This is a genomic window from Streptomyces sp. NPDC101227, assembly GCF_044767545.1.
Taxonomy (GTDB): domain Bacteria; phylum Actinomycetota; class Actinomycetes; order Streptomycetales; family Streptomycetaceae; genus Streptomyces.
This window is the reverse complement of record NZ_JBIWOD010000011.1, coordinates 68,109-89,967: the sequence shown is the minus strand read 5'-3', so window position 1 is coordinate 89,967 and position 21,859 is coordinate 68,109. Positions and strand designations below refer to the sequence as shown.

General features: G+C 71.0%; 19 protein-coding genes. 15 read left to right on the top strand and 4 right to left on the bottom strand.

The window, feature by feature from the left end; genetic code table 11:
* Positions 1-57 precede the first annotated feature (57 nt).
* The 9 genes from ACIRPT_RS25120 (at position 58) to ACIRPT_RS25080 (ending at position 10,495) form a co-directional block, all read left to right on the top strand.
* The gene (locus ACIRPT_RS25120; RefSeq protein WP_403504714.1) at positions 58-810 is read left to right on the top strand and encodes a YebC/PmpR family DNA-binding transcriptional regulator; all 753 of its coding nucleotides are present in this window, start codon (positions 58-60) and stop codon (positions 808-810) included.
* Between the two features lie 260 nt (positions 811-1,070).
* Complete coding sequence (gene ruvC, locus ACIRPT_RS25115; RefSeq protein ID WP_403504717.1) at positions 1,071-1,619, top strand: crossover junction endodeoxyribonuclease RuvC; 549 nt, start codon at positions 1,071-1,073, stop codon at positions 1,617-1,619.
* Positions 1,616-2,233, top strand: coding sequence for a Holliday junction branch migration protein RuvA (gene ruvA, locus ACIRPT_RS25110; RefSeq protein WP_403504720.1), 618 nt, complete (start codon positions 1,616-1,618; stop codon positions 2,231-2,233). The genes ruvC and ruvA overlap by 4 nt, the downstream gene beginning before the upstream one ends.
* Positions 2,234-2,315: 82 nt before the next feature.
* A complete protein-coding gene (gene ruvB / locus ACIRPT_RS25105; RefSeq protein WP_403830781.1) occupies positions 2,316-3,404 on the top strand; it encodes a Holliday junction branch migration DNA helicase RuvB in 1,089 nt (362 codons plus the stop codon).
* A gap of 161 nt (positions 3,405-3,565) precedes the next feature.
* Positions 3,566-4,126 (top strand): preprotein translocase subunit YajC, encoded by a 561-nt coding sequence (gene yajC / locus ACIRPT_RS25100; RefSeq protein ID WP_403830779.1) that lies wholly within the window; start codon positions 3,566-3,568, stop codon positions 4,124-4,126.
* A gap of 149 nt (positions 4,127-4,275) precedes the next feature.
* The gene (gene secD / locus ACIRPT_RS25095; protein WP_403830777.1) at positions 4,276-6,048 is read left to right on the top strand and encodes a protein translocase subunit SecD; all 1,773 of its coding nucleotides are present in this window, start codon (positions 4,276-4,278) and stop codon (positions 6,046-6,048) included.
* Position 6,049: 1 nt separating this feature from the next.
* Entirely contained in the window at positions 6,050-7,171 is a 1,122-nt protein-coding gene (secF, locus tag ACIRPT_RS25090) for a protein translocase subunit SecF (protein ID WP_403830774.1), read from the top strand.
* Positions 7,168-7,716 (top strand): adenine phosphoribosyltransferase, encoded by a 549-nt coding sequence (locus tag ACIRPT_RS25085; RefSeq protein ID WP_403504734.1) that lies wholly within the window; start codon positions 7,168-7,170, stop codon positions 7,714-7,716. Before secF ends, ACIRPT_RS25085 begins: the two co-directional genes overlap by 4 nt.
* A 172-nt stretch (positions 7,717-7,888) precedes the next feature.
* A complete protein-coding gene (locus ACIRPT_RS25080; RefSeq protein WP_403830771.1) occupies positions 7,889-10,495 on the top strand; it encodes a RelA/SpoT family protein in 2,607 nt (868 codons plus the stop codon).
* A 58-nt stretch (positions 10,496-10,553) separates the two neighbouring features.
* Here the strand turns inward: ACIRPT_RS25080 and ACIRPT_RS25075 are convergent, their stop codons facing one another.
* The gene (locus ACIRPT_RS25075; protein WP_403830768.1) at positions 10,554-11,783 is read right to left on the bottom strand and encodes a DUF349 domain-containing protein; all 1,230 of its coding nucleotides are present in this window, start codon (positions 11,781-11,783) and stop codon (positions 10,554-10,556) included.
* Positions 11,784-12,035: 252 nt separating this feature from the next.
* On the bottom strand, positions 12,036-12,866 hold the full coding sequence (locus tag ACIRPT_RS25070) for a peptidylprolyl isomerase (protein ID WP_403830765.1): 831 nt from the start codon (positions 12,864-12,866) through the stop codon (positions 12,036-12,038).
* A 183-nt stretch (positions 12,867-13,049) separates the two neighbouring features.
* Between ACIRPT_RS25070 and ACIRPT_RS25065 the strand changes: the two genes are divergently transcribed.
* The 4 genes from ACIRPT_RS25065 (at position 13,050) to ACIRPT_RS25050 (ending at position 17,363) form a co-directional block, all read left to right on the top strand.
* Entirely contained in the window at positions 13,050-13,763 is a 714-nt protein-coding gene (locus ACIRPT_RS25065; protein WP_403504746.1) for an MBL fold metallo-hydrolase, read from the top strand.
* Between the two features lie 11 nt (positions 13,764-13,774).
* Positions 13,775-15,037, top strand: coding sequence for a histidine--tRNA ligase (hisS, locus tag ACIRPT_RS25060; protein WP_403830762.1), 1,263 nt, complete (start codon positions 13,775-13,777; stop codon positions 15,035-15,037).
* Positions 15,038-15,218: 181 nt separating this feature from the next.
* Positions 15,219-15,860 carry a vitamin K epoxide reductase family protein gene (locus ACIRPT_RS25055; RefSeq protein ID WP_403504751.1) on the top strand — a complete coding sequence of 214 codons (642 nt, stop codon included), beginning with the start codon at positions 15,219-15,221 and terminating at the stop codon, positions 15,858-15,860.
* 90 nt (positions 15,861-15,950) lie between these two features.
* Positions 15,951-17,363 (top strand): replication-associated recombination protein A, encoded by a 1,413-nt coding sequence (locus tag ACIRPT_RS25050; RefSeq protein WP_403830758.1) that lies wholly within the window; start codon positions 15,951-15,953, stop codon positions 17,361-17,363.
* A 64-nt stretch (positions 17,364-17,427) separates the two neighbouring features.
* On the opposite strand, the gene ACIRPT_RS25045 is transcribed toward ACIRPT_RS25050, so the two are convergent.
* On the bottom strand, positions 17,428-18,180 hold the full coding sequence (locus ACIRPT_RS25045; protein ID WP_403831066.1) for a DUF2470 domain-containing protein: 753 nt from the start codon (positions 18,178-18,180) through the stop codon (positions 17,428-17,430).
* A gap of 182 nt (positions 18,181-18,362) precedes the next feature.
* On the opposite strand from ACIRPT_RS25045, the gene rpsD reads away from it, so the two are divergent.
* Entirely contained in the window at positions 18,363-18,974 is a 612-nt protein-coding gene (gene rpsD, locus ACIRPT_RS25040) for a 30S ribosomal protein S4 (protein ID WP_403830755.1), read from the top strand.
* Between the two features lie 24 nt (positions 18,975-18,998).
* Here the strand turns inward: rpsD and ACIRPT_RS25035 are convergent, their stop codons facing one another.
* Positions 18,999-21,236, bottom strand: coding sequence for an ATP-binding protein (locus tag ACIRPT_RS25035; RefSeq protein WP_403830752.1), 2,238 nt, complete (start codon positions 21,234-21,236; stop codon positions 18,999-19,001).
* 181 nt (positions 21,237-21,417) lie between these two features.
* Between ACIRPT_RS25035 and ACIRPT_RS25030 the strand changes: the two genes are divergently transcribed.
* Positions 21,418-21,852 (top strand): DUF948 domain-containing protein, encoded by a 435-nt coding sequence (locus tag ACIRPT_RS25030; RefSeq protein WP_403830749.1) that lies wholly within the window; start codon positions 21,418-21,420, stop codon positions 21,850-21,852.
* Positions 21,853-21,859: the final 7 nt, after the last annotated feature.

Sequence of the window (21,859 nt, the reverse complement as noted above, 5' to 3'; positions counted from 1 at the left end):
CCCGGTAGGATCGATGGCGTTCGTTTCGGAAATGGGTTACGCGAAGGAGACAGGCGGATGTCCGGCCACTCTAAATGGGCTACGACGAAGCACAAGAAGGCCGTGATCGATGCCAAGCGCGGCAAGCTCTTCGCGAAGCTGATCAAGAACATCGAGGTCGCGGCGCGCACCGGTGGCGCCGACGTCGAGGGCAACCCGACCCTCTTCGACGCCATCCAGAAGGCGAAGAAGAGCTCCGTGCCCAACAAGAACATCGACTCCGCGGTCAAGCGCGGTGCGGGTCTTGAGGCGGGCGGCGCCGACTACGAAACCATCATGTACGAGGGTTACGGCCCCAACGGTGTCGCGGTGCTCATCGAGTGCCTCACCGACAACCGCAACCGCGCCGCCTCGGACGTCCGCGTCGCCATGACCCGCAACGGCGGTTCGATGGCCGACCCGGGCTCGGTGTCCTACCTGTTCAACCGCAAGGGCGTGGTGATCGTCCCCAAGGGCGAGCTGAGCGAGGACGACGTGCTCGGCGCGGTCCTGGACGCCGGCGCCGAAGAGGTCAACGACCTCGGTGAGTCCTTCGAGGTGCTGAGCGAGGCCACCGACCTGGTCGCGGTCCGCACCGCGCTCCAGGAGGCCGGCATCGACTACGACTCTGCCGACGCCAACTTCGTCCCGACCATGCAGGTCGAGCTGGAGGAAGAGGGCGCGCGCAAGATCTTCAAGCTGATCGACGCGCTGGAGGACAGCGACGACGTGCAGAACGTCTTCGCCAACTTCGACGTGACGGACGACGTCATGGCCAAGGTCGACGCCTAGGACGGACCACGCCAGGCCGGGCCGGACAGCGCGCGGCCGCGCCGCTTCCGTTCGCACACGGGCCGACGGGGAACACACCCCCCGTCGGCCCGTCGCGTTGTCGGTGCCACTCGATTGTCAGTGCCACCCGATACTGTGCTGAGCAGGGGATCTCCGTTCCCCCATGGGGGAACGGCGGGCCGAAACGGTACGGCACGGCACGGCATGGGCCGGCACGGCACGGCGCGTACGGACGGTACGGGCATGAGGGGAGGGGCACCGTGAAGGTGCTCGGGGTGGACCCGGGGCTGACGCGCTGCGGCGTCGGCGTGGTCGAAGGGGTGGCCGGGCGGCCGCTGACGATGGTCGGCGTCGGCGTCGTGCGCACGCCCGCGGACGCCGACATCGCGCACCGCCTGGTGCTGATCGAGCGCGGCCTGGAGGAGTGGCTCGACACGCACCGCCCCGAATTCGTCGCCGTGGAGCGGGTGTTCAGCCAGCACAACGTCCGTACGGTCATGGGCACCGCCCAGGCCAGCGCGGTCGCCATGCTGTGCGCCGCCCGCCGCGGACTGCCGGTCGCGCTGCACACCCCCAGCGAGGTCAAGGCCGCCGTGACCGGATCAGGCCGGGCCGACAAGGCGCAGGTCGGCGCTATGGTGACGCGTCTGCTGCGGCTCGATGCCCCACCGAAACCGGCCGACGCCGCCGACGCCCTGGCGCTGGCCATCTGTCACATCTGGCGCGCCCCCGCGGTCAACCGCCTCCAGCAGGCGCACGCCGCGGCCCGCCGCGCCGCTCCCGTACGCACGCTGAAGGGCACCCGATGATCGCTTTTGTCTCCGGCCCGGTCGCGGCCCTGGCCCCCGATACCGCCGTCATCGAGGTCGGCGGCATCGGCATGGCCGTCCAGTGCGCACCGAACACCCTGTCCGGGCTGCGCATCGGTGAGCACGCCAAGATCGCCACGTCGCTGGTCGTCCGCGAGGACTCGCTGACCCTGTACGGCTTCGCCGACGACGACGAACGCCAGACCTTCGAGCTGTTGCAGACCGCCAGCGGCGTCGGCCCCCGGCTCGCCCAGGCCATGCTGGCCGTCCACTCACCGGACACGCTGCGGCTGGCGGTCGCGAACGGCGACGAGAAGACGCTCACGGCGGTGCCCGGTATCGGCAAGAAGGGCGCGCAGAAGCTGCTGCTGGAGCTCAAGGACCGGCTCGGCGCGCCGGTGGGCAACGCCCGCGCGGCCGGCGGCGCGGTCACGTCCGGCTGGCGCGACCAGCTGCACGCCGCACTGATCGGCCTCGGCTATGCCACCCGCGAGGCGGACGAGGCGCTGGACGCGGTCGCCCCGCAGGCCGAGGCCGCCCTCGCCGACGGCACCCCGCCGCAGGTGCCGCAGCTCCTCAAGGCCGCCCTGCGCACCCTCAACCGCGCGCGATGACCGCCGCCGGACGGGCCGCGCGCCCCCGACCGTACGACCGAACCGGCGGCCCGGCCGCCCCGACCCCGCGAGGCATTCCGCAGTGAACTGGGACGAGACCGCACCGTCCGCCGACGACGCAGCCACCGGCGCGCCCGACCGCCTGGTGGCGGCCGACGCCGACGGCGAGGACACCGCCGTCGAGGCCGCCCTGCGGCCCAAGGACCTGGAGGAATTCGTCGGCCAGGAGCGGGTGCGCGAACAGCTCGACCTGGTGCTGCGGGCCGCCCGCGCCCGCGGCGCCACCGCCGACCACGTCCTGCTCTCCGGGGCCCCGGGCCTGGGCAAGACGACCCTCTCGATGATCATCGCGGCCGAGATGGGCGCGCCGATCCGCATCACCTCCGGCCCCGCCATCCAGCACGCCGGCGATCTCGCCGCGATCCTCTCCTCCCTCCAGGAGGGCGAGGTCCTCTTCCTCGACGAGATCCACCGGATGTCCCGGCCCGCCGAGGAAATGCTGTACATGGCGATGGAGGACTTCCGCGTCGATGTGATCGTGGGGAAGGGGCCGGGCGCGACCGCCATCCCCCTCGAACTTCCCCCCTTCACCCTGGTCGGCGCCACGACCCGGGCCGGTCTGCTGCCGCCCCCGCTGCGGGACCGCTTCGGCTTCACCGGCCATATGGAGTTCTACGCCCCGGCCGAGCTGGAGCGGGTCATCCACCGCTCGGCCGGTCTGCTGGATGTCGATATAGCGGCAGAGGGGGCCGCCGAGATCTCCGGCCGCTCCCGCGGCACGCCCCGTATCGCCAACCGCCTGCTGCGCCGCGTCCGCGACTACGCCCAGGTCAAGGCCGACGGTGTGATCACGCGCGAGGTCGCCTCCCAGGCCCTCGATGTCTACGAGGTCGACGGCCGCGGCCTGGACCGCCTCGACCGCGCCGTGCTCACGGCCCTGCTCAAGCTCTTCGGCGGCGGCCCGGTCGGCCTGTCCACGCTGGCGGTCGCGGTGGGGGAGGAGCGCGAGACGGTCGAGGAGGTCGCCGAGCCGTTCCTCGTACGCGAAGGACTGCTGGCCAGGACACCCCGCGGCCGGATCGCGACGCCGGCCGCCTGGGCCCACATGGGGCTGGTCCCGCCGCAGCAGCAAGCGGGCGCGAGCGGGCAGCAGGGCCTGTTCGGGCCGTGACGGCGCGGAGACTCGCCCGGTCAGGAACTGCGGTGCGATGCTGGGCGTTGTTCCTGTGGTGGGGACTCGCTTAGACTCCGCCGATGCCGTCCGCATGGACGGTATATCCACCCCCGTATATGAGACCGCGCAGCTGCGGTCGTGCGAAGGATTTCCGTCCCGTGAGTATCGTGACTCTCCTCCCCTTCATCGTCCTCATCGGGGCCATGTTCCTGATGACCCGGTCTGCGAAGAAGAAGCAGCAGGCGGCGCAGCAGATGCGCAATGAAATGCAGCCTGGCACCGGCATCCGGACGATCGGGGGCATGTACGCCACCGTCAAGGAAATCCACGAGGAATCCGTCCTCCTGGAGGTCGCACCGGGCGTGCACGCCATTTACGCAAAGAACGCCATCGGCGCGGTGCTCGCCGACGACGAGTACAACCGCATCCTGGACGGCGCGGACCCGATCAAGACCGACGAGCCCGTCGTTCCGGACGACGCCTCGTCGCTGACCGGTGACGTCGCGGCCGAGGACGCCGAAAAGGCCGAGAAGATCGACCTGGGCAAGGACGCCCCGAAGGCGGACGCCGACAAGCCGGCCGCCGAGGACGTCAAGACCGACGACGCCGCGTCCGACAAGGACGCCGACGCCGATGCCGACGAGGCGAAGGACGTCGCCAAGGCCGACGCGGACACCGCCAAGGAGGACAAGAAGGCCGGCGGCGCCGACGCGAAGTAGTCCGCCCCGATGGAACCGCGGTGCCCCGCGCGTAAGGCGCACCGCGGTTCCTCGACGGTCTAGGCTCCGGCGGGGGCACGTCCCCACAACACTTCGTGGCCGCTCGGCGACACCCGAAGCCGAGGGGTTGGACAGGGAGATACGAGAAGGTGGCAGCACCGAAAAAGGGCCGCAGGGCGCCCGCAGGCCAGGGTCATCCGGGCCGCACCCTGGTCCTGATCCTGATCGCGATGATCGGGCTGGTCGGCGGGATGTTCTACTACGGTCATCTGACGCCCCGGCTTGGCATCGACCTGGCGGGCGGCACCAGCTTCACGCTGGCGGCCCAGAACCAGCCGGGCAAGCCCAATGCGATCAACGAGACCAACATGAACACCGCCGCCGGGATCATGGAGAAGCGGGTCAACGGTCTGGGTGTGTCCGAGACCGAGGTCCAGACGCAGGGCAGCGACCACATCATCGTGAACATCCCCAAGGGGACGGACGCGAAGCAGGCGCGCCAGCAGGTCGGCACCACCGCCCAGCTCGGCTTCCGGCCGGTGCTGACCATCGCCGCGGGAACCAAGACCCCCGCGCCCAAGCCCAGCCCCTCCAAGGGCGGCACCAGCGGCAAGGGCGACCAGGGCAAGGGCGAGAAGGCCACCGGCAAGCAGGGCACCCAGCAGGACGCCTCGGCGCCCAGCGCGACGCCCACCACCCGGGGCCGCGCCGTCACGGACTCCCTGAAGAAGGCGCCCTCCGCCAAGCCCACCCCCTCCGGCTCCACCAAGCCCTCCACGCCGCCGGTGCCGCCCACCGGTGGCGCCCAGGAGATCCCGCCGGCCCTGCAGAAGCAGCTCGCCGCGCTGGACTGTTCCACGAAGCAAGGCCGCGCGCTAGCGGGTCAGAAGGCCGCCGGCGCCAAGCCGTCCGACCACGTCGTGGCCTGTAACCAGGAGGGCACCCAGAAATACGTGCTCGGCCCGGTCGCCGTCGAGGGCATGGACGTCAAGGACGCCAAGGCCGTGTTCGACAGCCAGGGTGGCCAGGGCTGGATCGTCCAGATGGACTTCACCTCCGACGGCGGCAAGAAGTTCGCGGACATCACCGGCAAGCTCGCGACCAAGGCGGCGCCGCAGAACCAGTTCGCGATCGTCCTGGACGGCGCCGTGGTCTCCGACCCGCGCGTCAGGGAACAGCTCAACGGCGGCAGCGCCACCATCTCCGGCGGCTTCACCCAGCAGTCCGCCGAGGACCTCGGCAACATGCTGTCGTACGGCGCCCTGCCGCTCTCGTTCAAGATCGACGACGAGACCACGGTCACCGCGGCGCTCGGTGGCGAGCAGCTGCACGCAGGCCTGATCGCGGGTGCGATCGGCCTCGGGCTGGTCGTCGTCTACCTGGTCGCCTACTACCGGGGCCTGGCGCTGGTCGCGCTGGCCAGCCTCGGGGTTTCGGCGGTCCTCACCTACACGATCATGACGTTGCTGGGCCCGGCCATCGGGTTCGCGCTGAATCTCCCGGCGGTCTGCGGCGCCATCGTCGCCATCGGTATCACCGCCGACTCGTTCATCGTCTACTTCGAACGCATCCGCGACGAGATCCGCGAGGGCCGCACGCTGCGTCCGGCCGTCGAGCGCGGCTGGCCCCGTGCCCGCCGGACGATCCTGGTCTCCGACTTCGTGTCGTTCCTGGCCGCCGCGGTGCTCTTCATCGTCACCGTCGGCAAGGTGAAGGGCTTCGCGTTCACGCTCGGCCTGACCACCCTGCTCGACGTCGTCGTGGTCTTCCTCTTCACCAAGCCGCTGATGACGCTGCTGGCCCGGCGGAAGTTCTTCTCCGACGGTCACCCCTGGTCCGGCCTCGACCCCAAGCGTCTGGGCGCCAAACCGCCGCTGCGCCGCCGCCGTGGCAGCGCCCCCACGCAGACGAAGGAGGCGTGAGATGTCCAAGCTCGGAAGCATCGGCGCCCGGCTCTACCGCGGTGAGGTCGGCTACGACTTCATCGGCAAGCGGAAGATCTGGTACGGCATCTCCATCCTCATCACCATCACGGCCATCGTCGGCCTGGCGGTGCGGGGTCTGAACTTCGGCATCGAGTTCTCCGGCGGCGCGGTCTTCACCACCCCGGGGACCTCGGTGTCCGCCTCGCAGGCGCAGCACGATGCCGAGTCGGCGGCCCCCGGCCACCAGGCCGTGGTGCAGAAGCTCGGCGACGGCTCGCTGCGCATCCAGATCAGCGGCCTGGACACCAAGCAGGCGCTGCCGGTCCAGGACGAGCTCGCCAAGGACCTGAAGGTCCCGGTCAAGGACATCAACACCCAGCTGGTCGGCCCGAGTTGGGGCGAGCAGATCGCCAACAAGGCGTGGCTGGGCCTGGGCATCTTCATGGCCCTGGTGGTGCTCTATCTGGCCATCGCCTTCGAATGGCGGATGGCGGTGGCCGCACTGGTCGCGCTGATCCACGACCTCACGATCACTGTGGGCATCTACGCCCTGGTCGGCTTCGAGGTCACCCCGGGCACGGTCATCGGTCTGCTGACGATCCTCGGTTACTCCCTGTACGACACGGTCGTCGTCTTCGACAGCCTCAAGGAAGCCTCCAAGGACATCACCAAGCAGACCCGCTTCACCTACAGCGAGATCGCCAACCGCTCCATCAACAGCACCCTGGTGCGGTCCATCAACACCACGGTCGTGGCGCTGCTCCCGGTCGCCGGTCTGCTGTTCGTCGGCGGCGGCGTGCTGGGTGCGGGCATGCTCAACGACATCTCGCTGGCCCTGTTCGTCGGTCTCGCCGCCGGTGCGTACTCCTCGATCTTCATCGCCACGCCGATGGTCGCCGACCTCAAGGAGCGCGAGCCGCAGATGAAGGCGCTGGCCAAGCGGGTGAAGGCGAAGCGCGCCTCGGCCGCGGCCAAGGAGGGCGACAAGCAGGACCCGCAGGACGGTTCCACCGGCACCGGCACATCGGAGTCCGGGGACGACGCCGCGGTGGTCGGCCCGCGCAACCAGCCCGCCTCCCGCAACCGCGGCCGCGGCCGCCCGTCGGGCAAGCGCCGATGACGGCCCCCGCCGCGCTGCGCGAGCTGCTGCTGAGCCGGATAGCGGACGTCCCGGACTACCCCAAGCCCGGCGTGATGTTCAAGGACATCACCCCCCTGCTGGCCGATCCGGACGCGTTCGGCGCGCTGACCGACGCCCTCGCCGACCTGTGCGCACGGCACCGGGCGGACAAGGTCGTCGGCCTGGAGGCGCGCGGTTTCATCCTCGCCGCCCCCGTCGCCGTACGGGCCGGGGTCGGCTTCATCCCCGTGCGCAAGGCGGGCAAGCTGCCCGGTGCGACGCTCGGGCAGGCCTACGAGCTGGAGTACGGCACCGCCGAGATCGAGATGCACGCCGATGCGCTGGCCCCGGGTGACCGGGTCCTGGTGATCGACGACGTGCTGGCCACCGGCGGCACCGCCGACGCGTCGCTGCAGCTCATCCGCCGCGCGGGCGCCGAGGTGGCGGGCGTCGCGGTGCTGCTGGAGCTCGGCTTCCTCGCCGGTCGGCAGCGGCTGGAGCCGGGTCTGAAGGGCGCACCGCTGGAGGCGCTGATCACGGTCTGAGCCGGCCTCTTCCCGGCACATCGGCAGCAGGGGCGCCCGGAATCTTCCGGGCGCCCCTGCTGCTGTGTCATGTACGGAACCATGGCCCCGCGAGAGCGGTGGCCGTGGGGTCGATACCATGGCATCCCGGCCTGTCGTGGTTTCGGGGTCCGGAACCGCTTGAGGAGTGCTCTTGCCAGACGAGGCCCAGCCGCTCTCCCCCGGACTGCGTCCGAAGGGATCCACCGCCGCGCGCCAGGACGAGCCGAAGACCGAGGACGCGGCGTCCCAGGCCACGCCCCGGTCCGAGAAGAGCGGCGCCGCGGGCAGTGACCAGTCCCGTCCGGCCTCCCCGCCGCAGCCGGGTGCCGCCGCGCCCAAGCCCACGTCCGAGCCCGCCGCCGGCAAGGGCGCAGCCAAGCCGCCCGCCAAGGCCGAGCTGACCGGCGCGCACATCGCCCCGGCGCCCAAGTCCGCCGCGTCCGCCTCCGCGGGCCGCTCGGGCACCCCCAACCGCGTACGGGCCCGCCTCGCCCGACTGGGCGTACAGCGCTCGAGTCCGTACAACCCGGTCCTCGAACCGCTGCTGCGCGCCGTCCGCGCCAACGACCCAAAGATCGAGACCGCGACGCTGCGCCAGGTCGAGCGGGCCTATCAGGTCGCCGAGCGCTGGCACCGCGGCCAGAAGCGCAAGAGCGGCGACCCGTACATCACCCACCCGCTCGCGGTCACGACGATCCTCGCCGAGCTGGGCATGGACCCGGCCACCCTGATGGCGGGCCTGCTGCACGACACCGTCGAGGACACCGAATACGGCCTGGACACCCTGCGCCGCGACTTCGGCGACCAGGTCGCGCTGCTGGTCGACGGCGTCACCAAGCTCGACCGGGTCAAGTTCGGCGAGGCCGCGCAGGCCGAGACCGTACGCAAGATGGTCGTCGCGATGGCCAAGGACCCGCGCGTCCTGGTGATCAAGCTCGCCGACCGGCTGCACAACATGCGCACCATGCGTTACCTCAAGCGGGAGAAGCAGGAGAAGAAGGCCCGCGAGACCCTCGAGATCTATGCGCCCCTGGCCCACCGCCTGGGCATGAACACCATCAAGTGGGAGCTGGAGGACCTCGCCTTCGCGATCCTCTACCCCAAGATGTACGACGAGATCGTGCGGCTGGTCGCCGAGCGGGCGCCCAAGCGGGACGAATACCTGGCGATAGTGACCGACGAGGTCCAGGCCGATCTGCGCGCCGCCCGCATCAAGGCCACGGTCACCGGGCGCCCGAAGCACTACTACAGCGTCTACCAGAAGATGATCGTCCGCGGCCGCGACTTCGCGGAGATCTACGACCTGGTGGGCATCCGCGTCCTCGTCGACACGGTCCGCGACTGCTACGCCGCCCTCGGCACGATCCACGCGCGATGGAACCCGGTCCCCGGCCGGTTCAAGGACTACATCGCGATGCCGAAGTTCAACATGTACCAGTCGCTGCACACGACGGTGATCGGCCCCAGCGGCAAGCCCGTCGAGCTCCAGATCCGCACCTTCGACATGCACCGCCGCGCCGAGTACGGCATCGCCGCGCACTGGAAGTACAAGCAGGAGGCGGTGGCCGGCGCCTCCAAGATCCGTACGGACATCCCCAAGGGCGTCGGCAAGGGCGCGGGCCAGGACACCGTCAACGACATGGCCTGGCTGCGGCAGTTGCTCGACTGGCAGAAGGAGACCGAGGACCCCGGCGAGTTCCTCGAATCGCTGCGCTTCGACCTCTCCCGCAACGAAGTCTTCGTCTTCACGCCGAAGGGCGATGTGATAGCGCTGCCGGCCGGCGCCACGCCCGTCGACTTCGCGTACGCGGTGCACACCGAGGTCGGCCACCGCACGATAGGAGCGCGGGTCAACGGACGGCTCGTCCCGCTCGAATCGACCCTGGACAACGGCGACCTGGTGGAGGTCTTCACCTCCAAGGCGCCCGGCGCGGGACCGTCCCGCGACTGGCTCGGCTTCGTCAAGTCCCCGCGCGCCCGCAACAAGATCCGCGGCTGGTTCTCCAAGGAACGCCGCGACGAGGCCATCGAGCAGGGCAAGGACGCCATCGCCCGCGCGATGCGCAAACAGAATCTGCCGATCCAGCGGATCCTGACCGGCGACTCGCTCGTCACGCTGGCGCACGAGATGCGCTACCCGGACATCTCCTCCCTCTACGCCGCCATCGGCGAGGGCCATGTCGCCGCGCAGGGCGTCGTCCAGAAGCTGGTGCAGGCGCTCGGCGGCCAGGACGAGGCCACCGAGGACATCGCCGAGTCGACCCCGATCCGGCCGCGCTCCAAGCGCCGCTCCAGCGCCGACCCGGGCGTGGTGGTCAAGGGCGTCGACGATGTGTGGGTCAAGCTCGCCCGCTGCTGTACGCCGGTACCGGGCGACCCCATCATCGGCTTCGTCACCCGCGGCAGCGGCGTCTCGGTGCACCGCGCCGACTGCGTCAACGTCGACTCGCTCTCCCGGCAGCCCGAGCGGATCCTCGAGGTCGAGTGGGCGCCCACCCAGTCGTCGGTCTTCCTGGTCGCCATCCAGGTCGAGGCGCTGGACCGCTCCCGGCTGCTGTCGGACGTCACACGGGTCCTGTCCGACCAGCACGTCAACATCCTCTCGGCCGCCGTCCAGACCTCCCGCGACCGGGTCGCCACCTCCCGCTTCACCTTCGAGATGGGTGATCCCAAGCATCTGGGCCATGTGCTCAAGGCCGTACGGGGCGTGGAGGGCGTGTACGACGTGTACCGCGTGACGTCGGCCCGCAGGCCGTAGGGACACAACGAAGCGGCCCCGGTACGGAGATCCGTACCGGGGCCGCTTCAGTTCGCCCTCAGCCGCCGAACTCCTCAAGCCCCTTCAGCGCCTGGTCCAGCAGCGCCTTGCGGCCTTCCAGCTCGCGGCCCAGTTTGTCGGCCTTGGCGGTGTTGCCGGCCGCCCGCGCCGTCTCGATCTGCTTCTCCAGCTTGTCGACGGCGTCCTGGAGCTGGCCGGTCAGCCCCGCCGCGCGGGCCCGCGCCTCGGGGTTCGTACGGCGCCACTCGGACTCCTCGGCCTCCTGGATGGCGCGCTCGACGGCATGCATCCGGCCCTCGATCTTGGGGCGGGCGTCCCGCGGGACGTGGCCGATGGCCTCCCACCGCTCGTTGATCGTCCGGAACGCGGACCGCGCGGCCTTCAGGTCCGAGACCGGGAGCAGCTTCTCGGCCTCGATGGCCAGCTCCTCCTTGCGGGTGAGGTTCTCCCGCTGCTCGGCGTCGCGCTCCGCGAAGATCTCGCTGCGCGCCTGGAAGAAGATGTCCTGGGCGCCGCGGAAGCGGTTCCACAGGTCGTCCTCGTGCTCGCGCTGGGCGCGTCCTGCGGCCTTCCAGTCGGCCATCAGCTCGCGGTAACGGGCTGCGGTGGCGCCCCAGTCCGTCGAGTTCGACAGCGACTCCGCCTCGGCGACCAGCTTCTCCTTGGCCTTGCGGGAGTCCTCGCGCTGCGCGTCCAGCGACGCGAAGTGCGCCTTGCGCCGCTTGGAGAACGCCGAGCGGGCGTGCGAGAAGCGGTGCCACAGCTCGTCGTCCGCCTTGCGGTCCAGCCGCGGCAGGCCCTTCCAGGTGTCGACCAGCGCCCGCAGCCGCTCGCCCGCCGCGCGCCACTGCTCGCTGGTGGCCAGCTCCTCGGCCTCGGCGACCAGCTTTTCCTTGGCGTGGCGGGCCTCGTCGCTCTGCTTGGCCTTCTGCGCCTTGCGCTCCTCGCGCCGCGACTCGACGGTCTCGACGAGCTTGTCCAGCCGCTTCCTCAGTGCCTCCAGATCACCCACCGCGTGGTGCTCGTCGACCTGCTGCCGCAGATGGTCGATGGCGGTCTGGGCGTCCTTCGCCGACAGGTCGGTGGTCTTGACCCGGCGCTCGAGGAGGCCGATTTCGACGACCAGGCCCTCATACTTGCGCTCGAAGTAGGCGAGGGCCTCCTCGGGAGTGCCCGCCTGCCACGATCCGACGACCTGCTCACCGTCGGCGGTACGCACGTACACGGTCCCCGTCTCATCGACGCGGCCCCATGGGTCGCTGCTCACAGCGCCTCCTCCACATGATGCCGACGGGGGCGTGCGGCCCCCCGGCATCGTCCACAGTTTCTGTCCGGCAGAGCAGCGCCCTGGCCGGTCCGACGTGCTGTCTTGCGGGTAAGGGCGGCACCCGTCGGAGCGGGCACCCTCACCCAACGCCAATCTAGGCGACCGGCGGTCGGCTGTCCGCATCCAGCACGACCGAAATTCAGCGGTTCGCCCCGCGGAGAACGGCGGAAAGCCGCATGCCGGTCAGGGCGGTCAGGATTTGGTGACGGCCGCCTTGTCGATGACGACCGTGGCGTTCGGCGCCGTGCTGCCGATCTTCGGGTCGGGACGCGTACCGGCCGCGGCGATCTTCTTCAGGACGTCCATACCGCCGGTGACGGTCCCGAACGGCGTGTAGTTGGCGGGCAGCGGGCTGTCCTGATAGACGAGGAAGAACTGGCTGCCGCCGGTGTTGCGGGTGTCCTCGTGCTTGCCGTCGTAGTTGTTGGCCATCGCGACCGTGCCCGCCGGATAGACGCCGCCCTTGAGCCGCGGGTCCTTGAGGTTCTCGTCCGGGATCTTGTAGCCGGGCGAGCCCCCGCCGGTGCCGGTCGGGTCGCCGCACTGCAGGACGAAGATCTGCTGGTCGACCATGCGGTGGCACCGGCTGTGGTCGAAGAAGTGCCGGCCGGCCAGGAACGCGAAGGAGTTCACCGTGTGCGGCGCCTTGGCCGCGTCCAGCTTCAGCTCGATCCCCCCGCAGGTCGTGCTCAGCTTCGCGGTGTAGGCGGCGGCGGTGTCGATCGACATGGCCGGTTCCTTCTTCCACGTCTGCTGCGACGGCGAGCCCTTGGCGGGCTGCCGGCACGGGTCCGGCGCCGTGGTGGGCGAGGGGGGCGAGGCGGCCTTGTCGGACTCGTCGCTGCCGCCCGCCAGCCCGGCCGAGGCGTACGCGGCGGCACCCGCGGCGAGCACCACCGCCAGGGTGGACGCGACGATCACATTGCGGCGCTTGGCCTTGTGCTGGGCCACGGTCCGCCGTTGCTGCTGGCGCGCGAACTTCTCCCGGGCGAGCTGCCGCCGCCGCTGATCCTTGCTGACCACCGGTCGTCTCCTTCTCTGAGCATCTGTGCGCATCGAGGTCCGGGCATCGGGCGCCGCCGTCCGCCGTGGCCGTACCGTATACGGGTTCGCTCCGGTGACAGTCGCGCCGGTAGGCTCTGGAGCTGCCGAGATGTTCCGGGAGCGGTCCCGCGGACCTACCTCCACCGACCTTTAAGGACGAACGTGCTGATTGCCGGGTTCCCCGCCGGGGCCTGGGGGACCAACTGCTATCTGGTCGCCCCCGCCGCCGGCGAGGAGTGCGTGATCATCGACCCGGGCCACCAAGCGGCCCAAGGCGTCGAGGACGCGGTCAAAAAGCATCGGCTCAAGCCCGTCGCCGTCATCCTCACCCACGGCCATATCGACCATGTCGCCTCGGTCGTGCCGGTGTGCGGCGCGCACGACGTCCCGGCCTGGATCCACCCCGAGGACCGCTTCATGATGAGCGACCCGGAGAAGGCACTGGGCCGCTCCATCGGTCAGCAGCTCATGGGCGAACTCACCGTGGGGGAGCCGGACGACGTCAAGGAGCTGACCGACGGCAGCGCGCTGGAGCTGGCCGGGATGGAGTTCTCCGTCGCGCACGCACCGGGCCATACCAAGGGGTCGGTGACGTTCCGGATGCCCGAGCAGGCCGACATTCCGCCGGTCTTCTTCTCGGGCGACCTGCTGTTCGCCGGCTCCATCGGACGCACCGACCTGCCGGGCGGCAACCACACCGAGATCCTCCGGTCGCTGGAGCGCGTATGCCTCCCGCTGGACGATTCGACCGTGGTCCTGTCCGGCCACGGCCCCCAGACCACCATCGGCCGCGAGCGCGCCACCAACCCGTATCTGCGGGAAGTGGCCGCCGGCCTGGGAGACGGCCTCCGCGCCGCCCCGCGACGAGGAATGTGACGAGACTTTCCGTGAGCACCTTTCAGGCACCCAAGGGCACGTACGACCTGCTGCCGCCGAACTCCGCGACCTATCTCGCGGTCCGCGAGGCGATCTCCGGCCCGCTGAAGAACTCCGGCTACGGCTACATCGAGACCCCCGGCTTCGAGAACGTCGAGCTGTTCGCCCGCGGCGTCGGTGAGTCCACCGACATCGTGACCAAGGAGATGTACGCCTTCGAGACCAAGGGCGGCGACAAGCTCGCGCTGCGCCCCGAAGGCACCGCCTCCGTCCTGCGCGCGGCGCTGGAGGCCAACCTCCACAAGGGCGGCAACCTCCCCGTCAAGCTCTGGTACTCCGGCTCGTACTACCGCTACGAGCGCCCGCAGAAGGGCCGCTACCGCCACTTCTCGCAGGTCGGCGCCGAGGCCATCGGCACGGAGGACCCGGCGCTGGACGCCGAGCTGATCATCCTGGCCGACCAGGCCTACCGCTCGCTGGGGCTGCGCACCTTCCGCATCCTGCTGAACTCCCTGGGCGACAAGGAGTGCCGCCCCGTCTACCGCGCCGCGCTGCAGGACTTCCTGCGCGGGCTGGAGCTGGACGACGACACCCGCCGCCGGGTCGACATCAACCCGCTGCGCGTGCTGGACGACAAGCGCGAGTCCGTACAGCGGCAGCTGACCGGCGCACCCATGCTCCGCGACTACCTGTGCGAGGCGTGCAAGGCGTACCACGAGCAGGTGCGCGAGCTGCTGACCGCGGCGGGCGTGGCCTTCGAGGACGACGAGAAGCTGGTGCGCGGGCTGGACTACTACACCCGCACCACCTTCGAGTTCGTCCACGACGGCCTCGGCTCGCAGTCCGCGGTGGGCGGCGGCGGCCGCTACGACGGCCTCTCCGAGATGATCGGCGGCCCCGCGCTGCCGTCCGTCGGCTGGGCGCTGGGCGTGGACCGTACGGTGCTGGCGCTGGAGGCCGAGGGCATCGAGCTGGACATCCCCTCGGCGACGGCCGTGTACGCGGTGCCGCTCGGCGAGGAGGCCCGCCGGGTGCTGTTCGCCAAGGTCACCGAGCTGCGCCGGTCCGGGGTCGCCACCGACTTCGCCTACGGCGGCAAGGGCCTGAAGAACGCCATGAAGTCCGCCAACCGCTCCGGCGCGCGGCTGGCGCTGGTGGCGGGCGAGCGGGACCTGGCCGAGGGCGTCGTGCAGCTGAAGAACCTGGAGACCGGCGAGCAGACGCCGGTGACGCTGGACGCGGTCGTGGACGAGGTCACGCGGACGCTGGGCTGACGTATCCGGCGCCGGCGACGGTCCGGAGTCAAGGGGCCGCCCGCGGATTCATCCGGTCCGGGGGCGGTCCCTTTATGCGCATCGAACGGTGGGCGGTCGGGGAGTTGGGGCAGAATGAGGGGCGCGCCCGCGGACCCGCGGGCGGTCCGGCCTCATTCCCAGCGACCGACGGAACGGCTCTATGACGACGACAGCGGTTGATGACGTGTCCCTCGACGACGAGCCCGCGAACGAGGCGGGCGCCATCGGCTCGGGTCGTGGCTTCGCCCTGCTTCTGGTGATCACCGGCGCGCTGGGCCTGCTCGCGGCGTGGATCATCACGCTGGACAAGTTCGAGCTGCTGAAGGACCCGCACTACAAGCCCGCCTGCAGCCTCAACCCGATCATCTCCTGCGGCAGCGTCATGCAGAGCGAGCAGGCGGCGGCCTTCGGCTTCCCGAACCCGATGGCCGGCCTGGTGGGCTTCGCCGTGGTCATCGCGATCGGGATGGCCCTGCTGGCCGGCGCGCGCTTCCGCCGCTGGTACTGGATCGGGCTGAACATCGGCACCGGGCTCGCCGCGGTCTTCTGCATGTGGCTGATGACCCAGTCGCTGTACAGCATCAACGCGCTGTGCCTGTGGTGCACCCTGACCTGGTGCGTCACCATCGCGATGTTCTGGTACACCACCGCACACAACCTCAAGAACGGCATCATCCCGGCCCCCGCGGGGCTGCGCCGCGGCGTGGTGGAGTTCCACTGGGTCGTGCCGGTCCTCTGGTACGGAGTGATCGCCCTGCTGATCCTCACCAAGTGGTGGTCGTACTGGAGCACCCTGATCTGAGCGCTCCCACCCGGCAAGCATCCTGCGCCCCGGCCGCCGTCGATGACGGTGGCCGGGGCGTTGTCAGTGGGGTGGCATAGGCTCGTCGACGTGGAGCCCGACCTGTTCACCGCCGCCGCCGAAGACCGTCAGGAGAAGGACCCCGCGGGGTCTCCTCTCGCCGTACGGATGCGTCCGCGCACCCTCGACGAGGTCGTGGGGCAGGGGCATCTGCTCAAGCCGGGGTCGCCGCTGCGCCGCCTGGTGGGGGACGACAACAGGGGCGGGCCCGAAGGGCCCTCCGGCAAGGGCGGTGGTGGGCGACGGGCGGGCGGCGGCCCGGCCGGTCCGTCCTCCGTCTTTCTGTGGGGGCCGCCCGGCATCGGCAAGACGACGCTCGCGTACGTCGTCAGCCAGGCGACCAACAAGCGTTTCGTCGAGCTCTCCGCGATCACGGCGGGCGTCAAGGAGGTCCGGGCGGTCATCGACGGCGCCCGCCGCGCCTCCGGCGGCTACGGCAAGGAGACGGTGCTCTTCCTCGACGAGATCCACCGCTTCAGCAAGGCCCAGCAGGACTCCCTGCTGCCGGCCGTGGAGAACCGCTGGGTCACGCTCATCGCCGCGACGACCGAGAACCCGTACTTCTCGGTGATCTCCCCGCTGCTGTCGCGGTCCCTGCTGCTGACGCTCGAGCCGCTCACGGACGACGATCTGCGGGGGCTGCTGCGGCGCGCGCTCACCGATGCGCGGGGGCTGGCCGGTGCGGTCACGCTTCCCGAGGACAGCGAGGCGCATCTGCTGCGCATCGCGGGCGGCGACGCCCGGCGCGCGCTGACGGCCCTGGAGGCCGGGGCCGGATCCGCGCTGGCCAAGGGCGAGAAGGAGATCAGCCTCCAGACGCTGGAGGATTCCGTCGACCGCGCGGCGGTGAAGTACGACCGCGACGGCGACCAGCACTACGACGTCGCCAGCGCGCTGATCAAGTCCATCCGGGGCTCGGACGTCGATGCCGCGCTGCACTACCTGGCGCGCATGATCGAGGCGGGGGAGGACCCGCGGTTCATCGCCCGCCGGCTGATGATCTCAGCGAGCGAGGACATCGGCCTGGCCGATCCGACGGCCCTCCAGACCGCGGTCGCCGCCGCTCAGGCGGTGGCCATGATCGGTTTCCCGGAGGCCCGGATCACGCTCAGCCAGGCCACCATCGCGCTCGCCCTGGCACCGAAGTCGAACGCCGCGTATCTGGCCATCGACGCCGCGCTGGCGGACGTCCGGGCCGGCCGGGCCGGTGCGGTGCCGCCGCATCTGCGCGACAGCCACTACAAGGGCGCCCAGAAGCTCGGCCACGGCCAGGGCTATCAGTACCCGCACGACCTGCCGGGCGGTATCGCGGCCCAGCAGTACGCACCGGACGAGGTGCACGGCACGCGGTATTACGCCCCGACGCGGCACGGCGCGGAGGCGCGCTATGCGGACGTCGCGGAACGGGTCCGGGCGCGGCTGCGCGGCGAGGGCGGCGACTGACCGGGGCGGCGGCCGGGCGGCGGGCCGGTCACCTCGGGAGGGCCCGGAGTGACGCGCCGGCGCGTCACTCCGCCGCCGCGTCGAACAGCACATGCATGGCCCGCCGCAGCTCCGCCACGTCACGCACGGGCTCCGGGAAGTCGAAGCGGGCGTCGAAGGAGCGCCGGTCGCTGTCGGTGAAGCGGACGCGGAGGCCGAAGCGGTCGAGGCCGACGGGGACGGCGCGGTCGCGCGCCCCGCACACCGCGGAGCGGTCGCCGAGGAGGGCGCACAGGCCGCGTACCTGCTCGCTGTGGGCCGAGTGCAGATGCTGGAGCAGCTCCGCCTCGTGGGCCATCAGCGGGTCGGGGGACGCGGCGGCGAACTCGTCCGGTTCGACGGGCTCGGCTCCCCACAGGTCGTCGACCGCACCCTCGCCGACCTCCAGGCGCAGCATCATCCACGCGGACCGCTCGCCGAGCCCGGGCGCCGCACCGGGCTGGAGCGCCTCCCCGATCCCCAGCAGCTCCCCGACGGGGTGCCGCTCGGCGAGCAGCATCGCGGCCTCGGCGCGCTGGCCATTGCGTACGGGCGTGAGCCAGCCGGCGACCCAGGCCCGCCCGCGGATGCGATGGGGCACGGAGACGGGTGCGACATCCGTGATCTCCATCACGGCGGTGAGATCGTCGTCCTGGGCGTAGGCGGCCGCGCGTGCCGCCGACGAGTCGCCGGGTACCAGCAACAGCACGTCTCCGTCGGGTGTCACGGTCCGGCAGACGGGCGCCGAGAGGCCGGTCTCGTCGGAATCCTCGACTCCGGGAATGCTCAGTGAGCCCATACCATTGGACTCGACGAGGGTTCGTACGCGCTCGGCGGCAGTGGGCCGCTGGGCGTTGTCCACGGGACGCGGCTGACCCGCCTCGGTGCTGTGTGCGCCGGGCAGGGGGATCCCAGGTCGAAACATGCGTTCTCCTCGCGCTAAGGTAAGCCTCACCTAACTTACACGGAGGTCCGTTCCACGTGAACCAGTCGCGTCCCAAGGTCAAGAAGTCGCGCGCGCTCGGCATCGCGCTGACGCCCAAGGCCGTCAAGTACTTCGAGGCCCGTCCCTACCCGCCCGGCGAGCACGGCCGTGGCCGCAAGCAGAGCAGTGACTACAAGGTCCGGCTGCTCGAGAAGCAGCGCCTGCGTGCGCAGTACGACATCAGCGAGCGCCAGATGGCGCGTGCCTACGACCGCGCTCGGAAGGTCGAAGGCAAGACGGGCGAGGCCCTGATCGTCGAGCTTGAGCGCCGTCTGGACGCGCTCGTCCTGCGTTCGGGCATCGCCCGCACCATCTACCAGGCCCGCCAGATGGTCGTGCACGGCCACATCGCGGTCAACGACCGCAAGGTCGACAAGCCGTCCTTCCGCGTCCGCCCCGGCGACGTCGTGCAGGTCCGCGAGCGCAGCCGCGAGAAGCACCCCTTCCAGGTCGCGCGTGAGGGTGGCTACGCCCCCGACGGCGAGACCCCGCGCTACCTCGAGGTCAACCTCCTGGCGCTGGCGTTCCGTCTCGACCGGGACCCCAACCGCAAGGAGATCCCGGTGATCTGCGACGAGCAGCTCGTCGTTGAGTACTACGCCCGCTGATCACCAGCAGGCGCGGCACCGCACTCAGCCCGCCGTCTCCCCACCGCTCGCGGAGGGGGAGGCGGCGGGCTCGCTCGTGGCGGGCGGCGTGATCCGGGCCATCCGGCACGGCTCCGGCGCCTCCTCGGCGCTCCCCAGGATCCGCGCCACCGTCCGGTCCAGGTCCAGCCCGCCCCCGGCCCGCAGGCATGCCTCGTAGTGCTCCGCCCCCAGCAGCTCCCGCGCCCGCTCCTCGCAGAGCGCATGCGGCTGGTTGAAGTAGCGCGAGCCGAAGAGCGGCAGCCCCACCGACGGCCAGATCCGGCCCGCCGCGCCCTGGAGCACCGCCGCCTCCTCCGCGTCCCCCTCGCCGAGCGTCACCAGCGCCAGCATCTCGATCGCCAGCACCGCACCCAGCAGATCGTGAAAGGTGTGGTCGATCGCCAGGCACTCCTCCAGCAGCTCCCGGGCCCGCCCGCCCTCGCCGCCGGACCACGCCGCGAAGGCCAGCACGAACAGCGCGTACGCCAGCGTCCAGCGCTCGCCGTGGTCCCCGCACACCTGCTGCACGTCCTCGCACAGCCGCACCGCGTACTCGAGCTCGCCCTGGAAGGCCACCGCCATCGCCAGCTCGACCTGCCCCATCAGCACATTGCTGTTGAGCTCGCCGATCTCCCGGTAGCGCACCAGGGCCCCGCTCAGCAGCTTCTCGGCGCGCGGCATGTCGTCGCAGACCAGCGCCAGACAGCCGGTGCGGTGCAGCGCGTACGCGGCCGCCGTGGCGTTGTCCGTACGCTCGGCCTCCTCGCGGCACTCCTGGAGCGCCGCCATCGCGCCGAGGGTGTCGCCCTGGAGCACCGCGACATAGCCGACCACCCACAGCGCCTTCAGCCGGGCTTCGTCGTGGTCGCTCTCCAGCTCCAGCGCCCGGTCGAGCCACTGCCGCCCCTCCGAGAGCCGGCCGCAGCCCACCCAGTAGAACCACAGCGTGCCCGCCAGATACTGGCCGAGATACGCGTCCCCCTCGCCCTCCAGGCTCTGCTCCAGCGCGACCCGCAGATTCGGCAGCTCGGCCTCGATCCGGGCCGCGACCTCGGCCTGCCGGGGGCTGAACCAGTCCAGCTCGCACCAGGTGGCCAGCCCCAGATACCAGTCCCGGTGCCGCCGCCGCAGCCGCTCGCCGTCCTGCGTCGCCTCCAGCCAGCCCGCCCCGTAGGCCCGTACGGTGTCCAGCATCCGGTAGCGCACCCCGGCCGCGCCCTCCTCCCGTACGAGGACCGACTGCGCGACCAACTCCGAGATGACGTCGAGGAGTTCATCGACGGGCAGCTCCGGGCCCGAGCAGACGTATTCCACCGCCTCCAGGTCGAACTGCCCGGCGAAGACCGACAGCCGCGCCCACAGCAGCCGTTCCTGGGGCGTGCACAGCTCATGGCTCCAGCCGATCGCCGTACGGAGCGTCTGGTGACGGGACGGCGGCGCCCCCTGCGCGTGCCCGGCCGGCCGGCTCGGGGCAGCGCCGCGGTGCGTCCCGGTCAGCAGCCGGAAGCGGTCGTCGAGGCGGTGCAGCACCTGGTCGACGGAGAGGGCACGCAGCCGGCCGGCGGCCAGTTCCAGGGCGAGCGGGATGCCGTCGAGGCGGCGGCAGAGCTCGGTGACGGCGGTTTCGTTGGCGGGGCCGACGGCGAAGTCCGCGACGACGGCCGCGGCGCGGTCAGCGAAGAGCGCGGCGGCGTCGGCCTCGTTCAGCGGCGCCAGCGGCAGGGTGTACTCACCGGGTAGCCCGAGCGGACGCCGGCCCGCGGCCAGCACCCGCAGCCCCGGCGCGCGGCGCAGCAGCTCCCCGGTCAGCTCGGCGCACTCGGCCACCAGATGCTCGTACCCGTCCAGGACGAGCAGCAGTTCGCGGCCGGCGAGGTGATCGCACAGCGCGGCCCGCGGCGGCCGCCCGGTGTGGTCGACCGGCGCCAGCGCCTCGACGAAGGCGTGCTCCAGGACCTGGGGATCGCGCAGCGGAGAGATCTCGACCAGCCGGGCGCCGTCGCAGAAGCGATCCTGCAAGATCGCTGCCGCTCTGCGGGCGAGCCGGGATTTGCCGACGCCGCCGAGGCCGGTCAGCGTCACCAGGCGGGCGGATTCCAGCCGCTGGGCCAGCGCGGCCAGTTCGTCGTCGCGGCCGATGAACCGATTGAGTTCCGCGGGCAGATTTCCCGGATTCCCCGGTAGCGGCGGACGCGAGGAAGGGGAGCCGGACGAGCCGTCGGGGCGCGGGATGCGTCGCATGGCACACGGAGCGTACTCGGCCCCGTGCGGACCGTACAATCGCAGCTTTCGATTGCCCTCGCGGCGCGGGGAACGGGGTACGAACGGACAGTCACGGCGCGATAAGGTCAAGGCTGCCGTTCGAGCGGGACGAGCCGAGCGGGACGAGACCAGCCCCAACCAGTCGGAGAGTGGTGCCAGCGTGTCCGGTGGAGAGGTGGCCGGGATCCTCGTGGCCGTCTTCTGGGCGATCCTCGTGTCGTTCCTCGCCCTCGTGCTGGTGCGGCTGGCGGGGACCCTCAAGGCGACCACCAAGATGGTGGCCGAGGTGTCCGACCAGGCGGTTCCCCTCCTGGCCGATGCCTCGGCAACGGTCCGCTCCGCACACACCCAGCTGGCCCGCGTCGATGCCATCGCCGCCGACGTCCAAGAGGTCACCGCCAACGCCTCCGCGCTCTCCTCGACCGTCTCCTCCGCCTTCGGCGGACCGCTGGTCAAGGTCGCGGCGTTCGGCTACGGCGTGCGCCGCGCGATCGGCAAGAAGGGCGAAAGCGAGCCGAAGCGCACCGTCGTCGTCGGCCGAACCCTGCCCGGCGCCCGCCGCGGCGGGCGCCGCAACCGTCGCTCCAAGGACTGATCACAGC

Bases quoted from the DNA above. Each gene is read 5' to 3' on its own strand.
- secF (WP_403830774.1), top strand. From the start codon at position 6,050: ATGTCCAAGCTCGGAAGCATCGGCGCCCGGCTCTACCGCGGTGAGGTC.
- ACIRPT_RS25120 (WP_403504714.1), top strand. From the start codon at position 58: ATGTCCGGCCACTCTAAATGGGCTACGACGAAGCACAAGAAGGCCGTG.
- ACIRPT_RS25055 (WP_403504751.1), top strand. From the start codon at position 15,219: ATGACGACGACAGCGGTTGATGACGTGTCCCTCGACGACGAGCCCGCG.
- ACIRPT_RS25035 (WP_403830752.1), bottom strand. From the start codon at position 21,236: ATGCGACGCATCCCGCGCCCCGACGGCTCGTCCGGCTCCCCTTCCTCG.
- ACIRPT_RS25045 (WP_403831066.1), bottom strand. From the start codon at position 18,180: ATGGGCTCACTGAGCATTCCCGGAGTCGAGGATTCCGACGAGACCGGC.
- ACIRPT_RS25085 (WP_403504734.1), top strand. From the start codon at position 7,168: ATGACGGCCCCCGCCGCGCTGCGCGAGCTGCTGCTGAGCCGGATAGCG.
- ruvA (WP_403504720.1), top strand. From the start codon at position 1,616: ATGATCGCTTTTGTCTCCGGCCCGGTCGCGGCCCTGGCCCCCGATACC.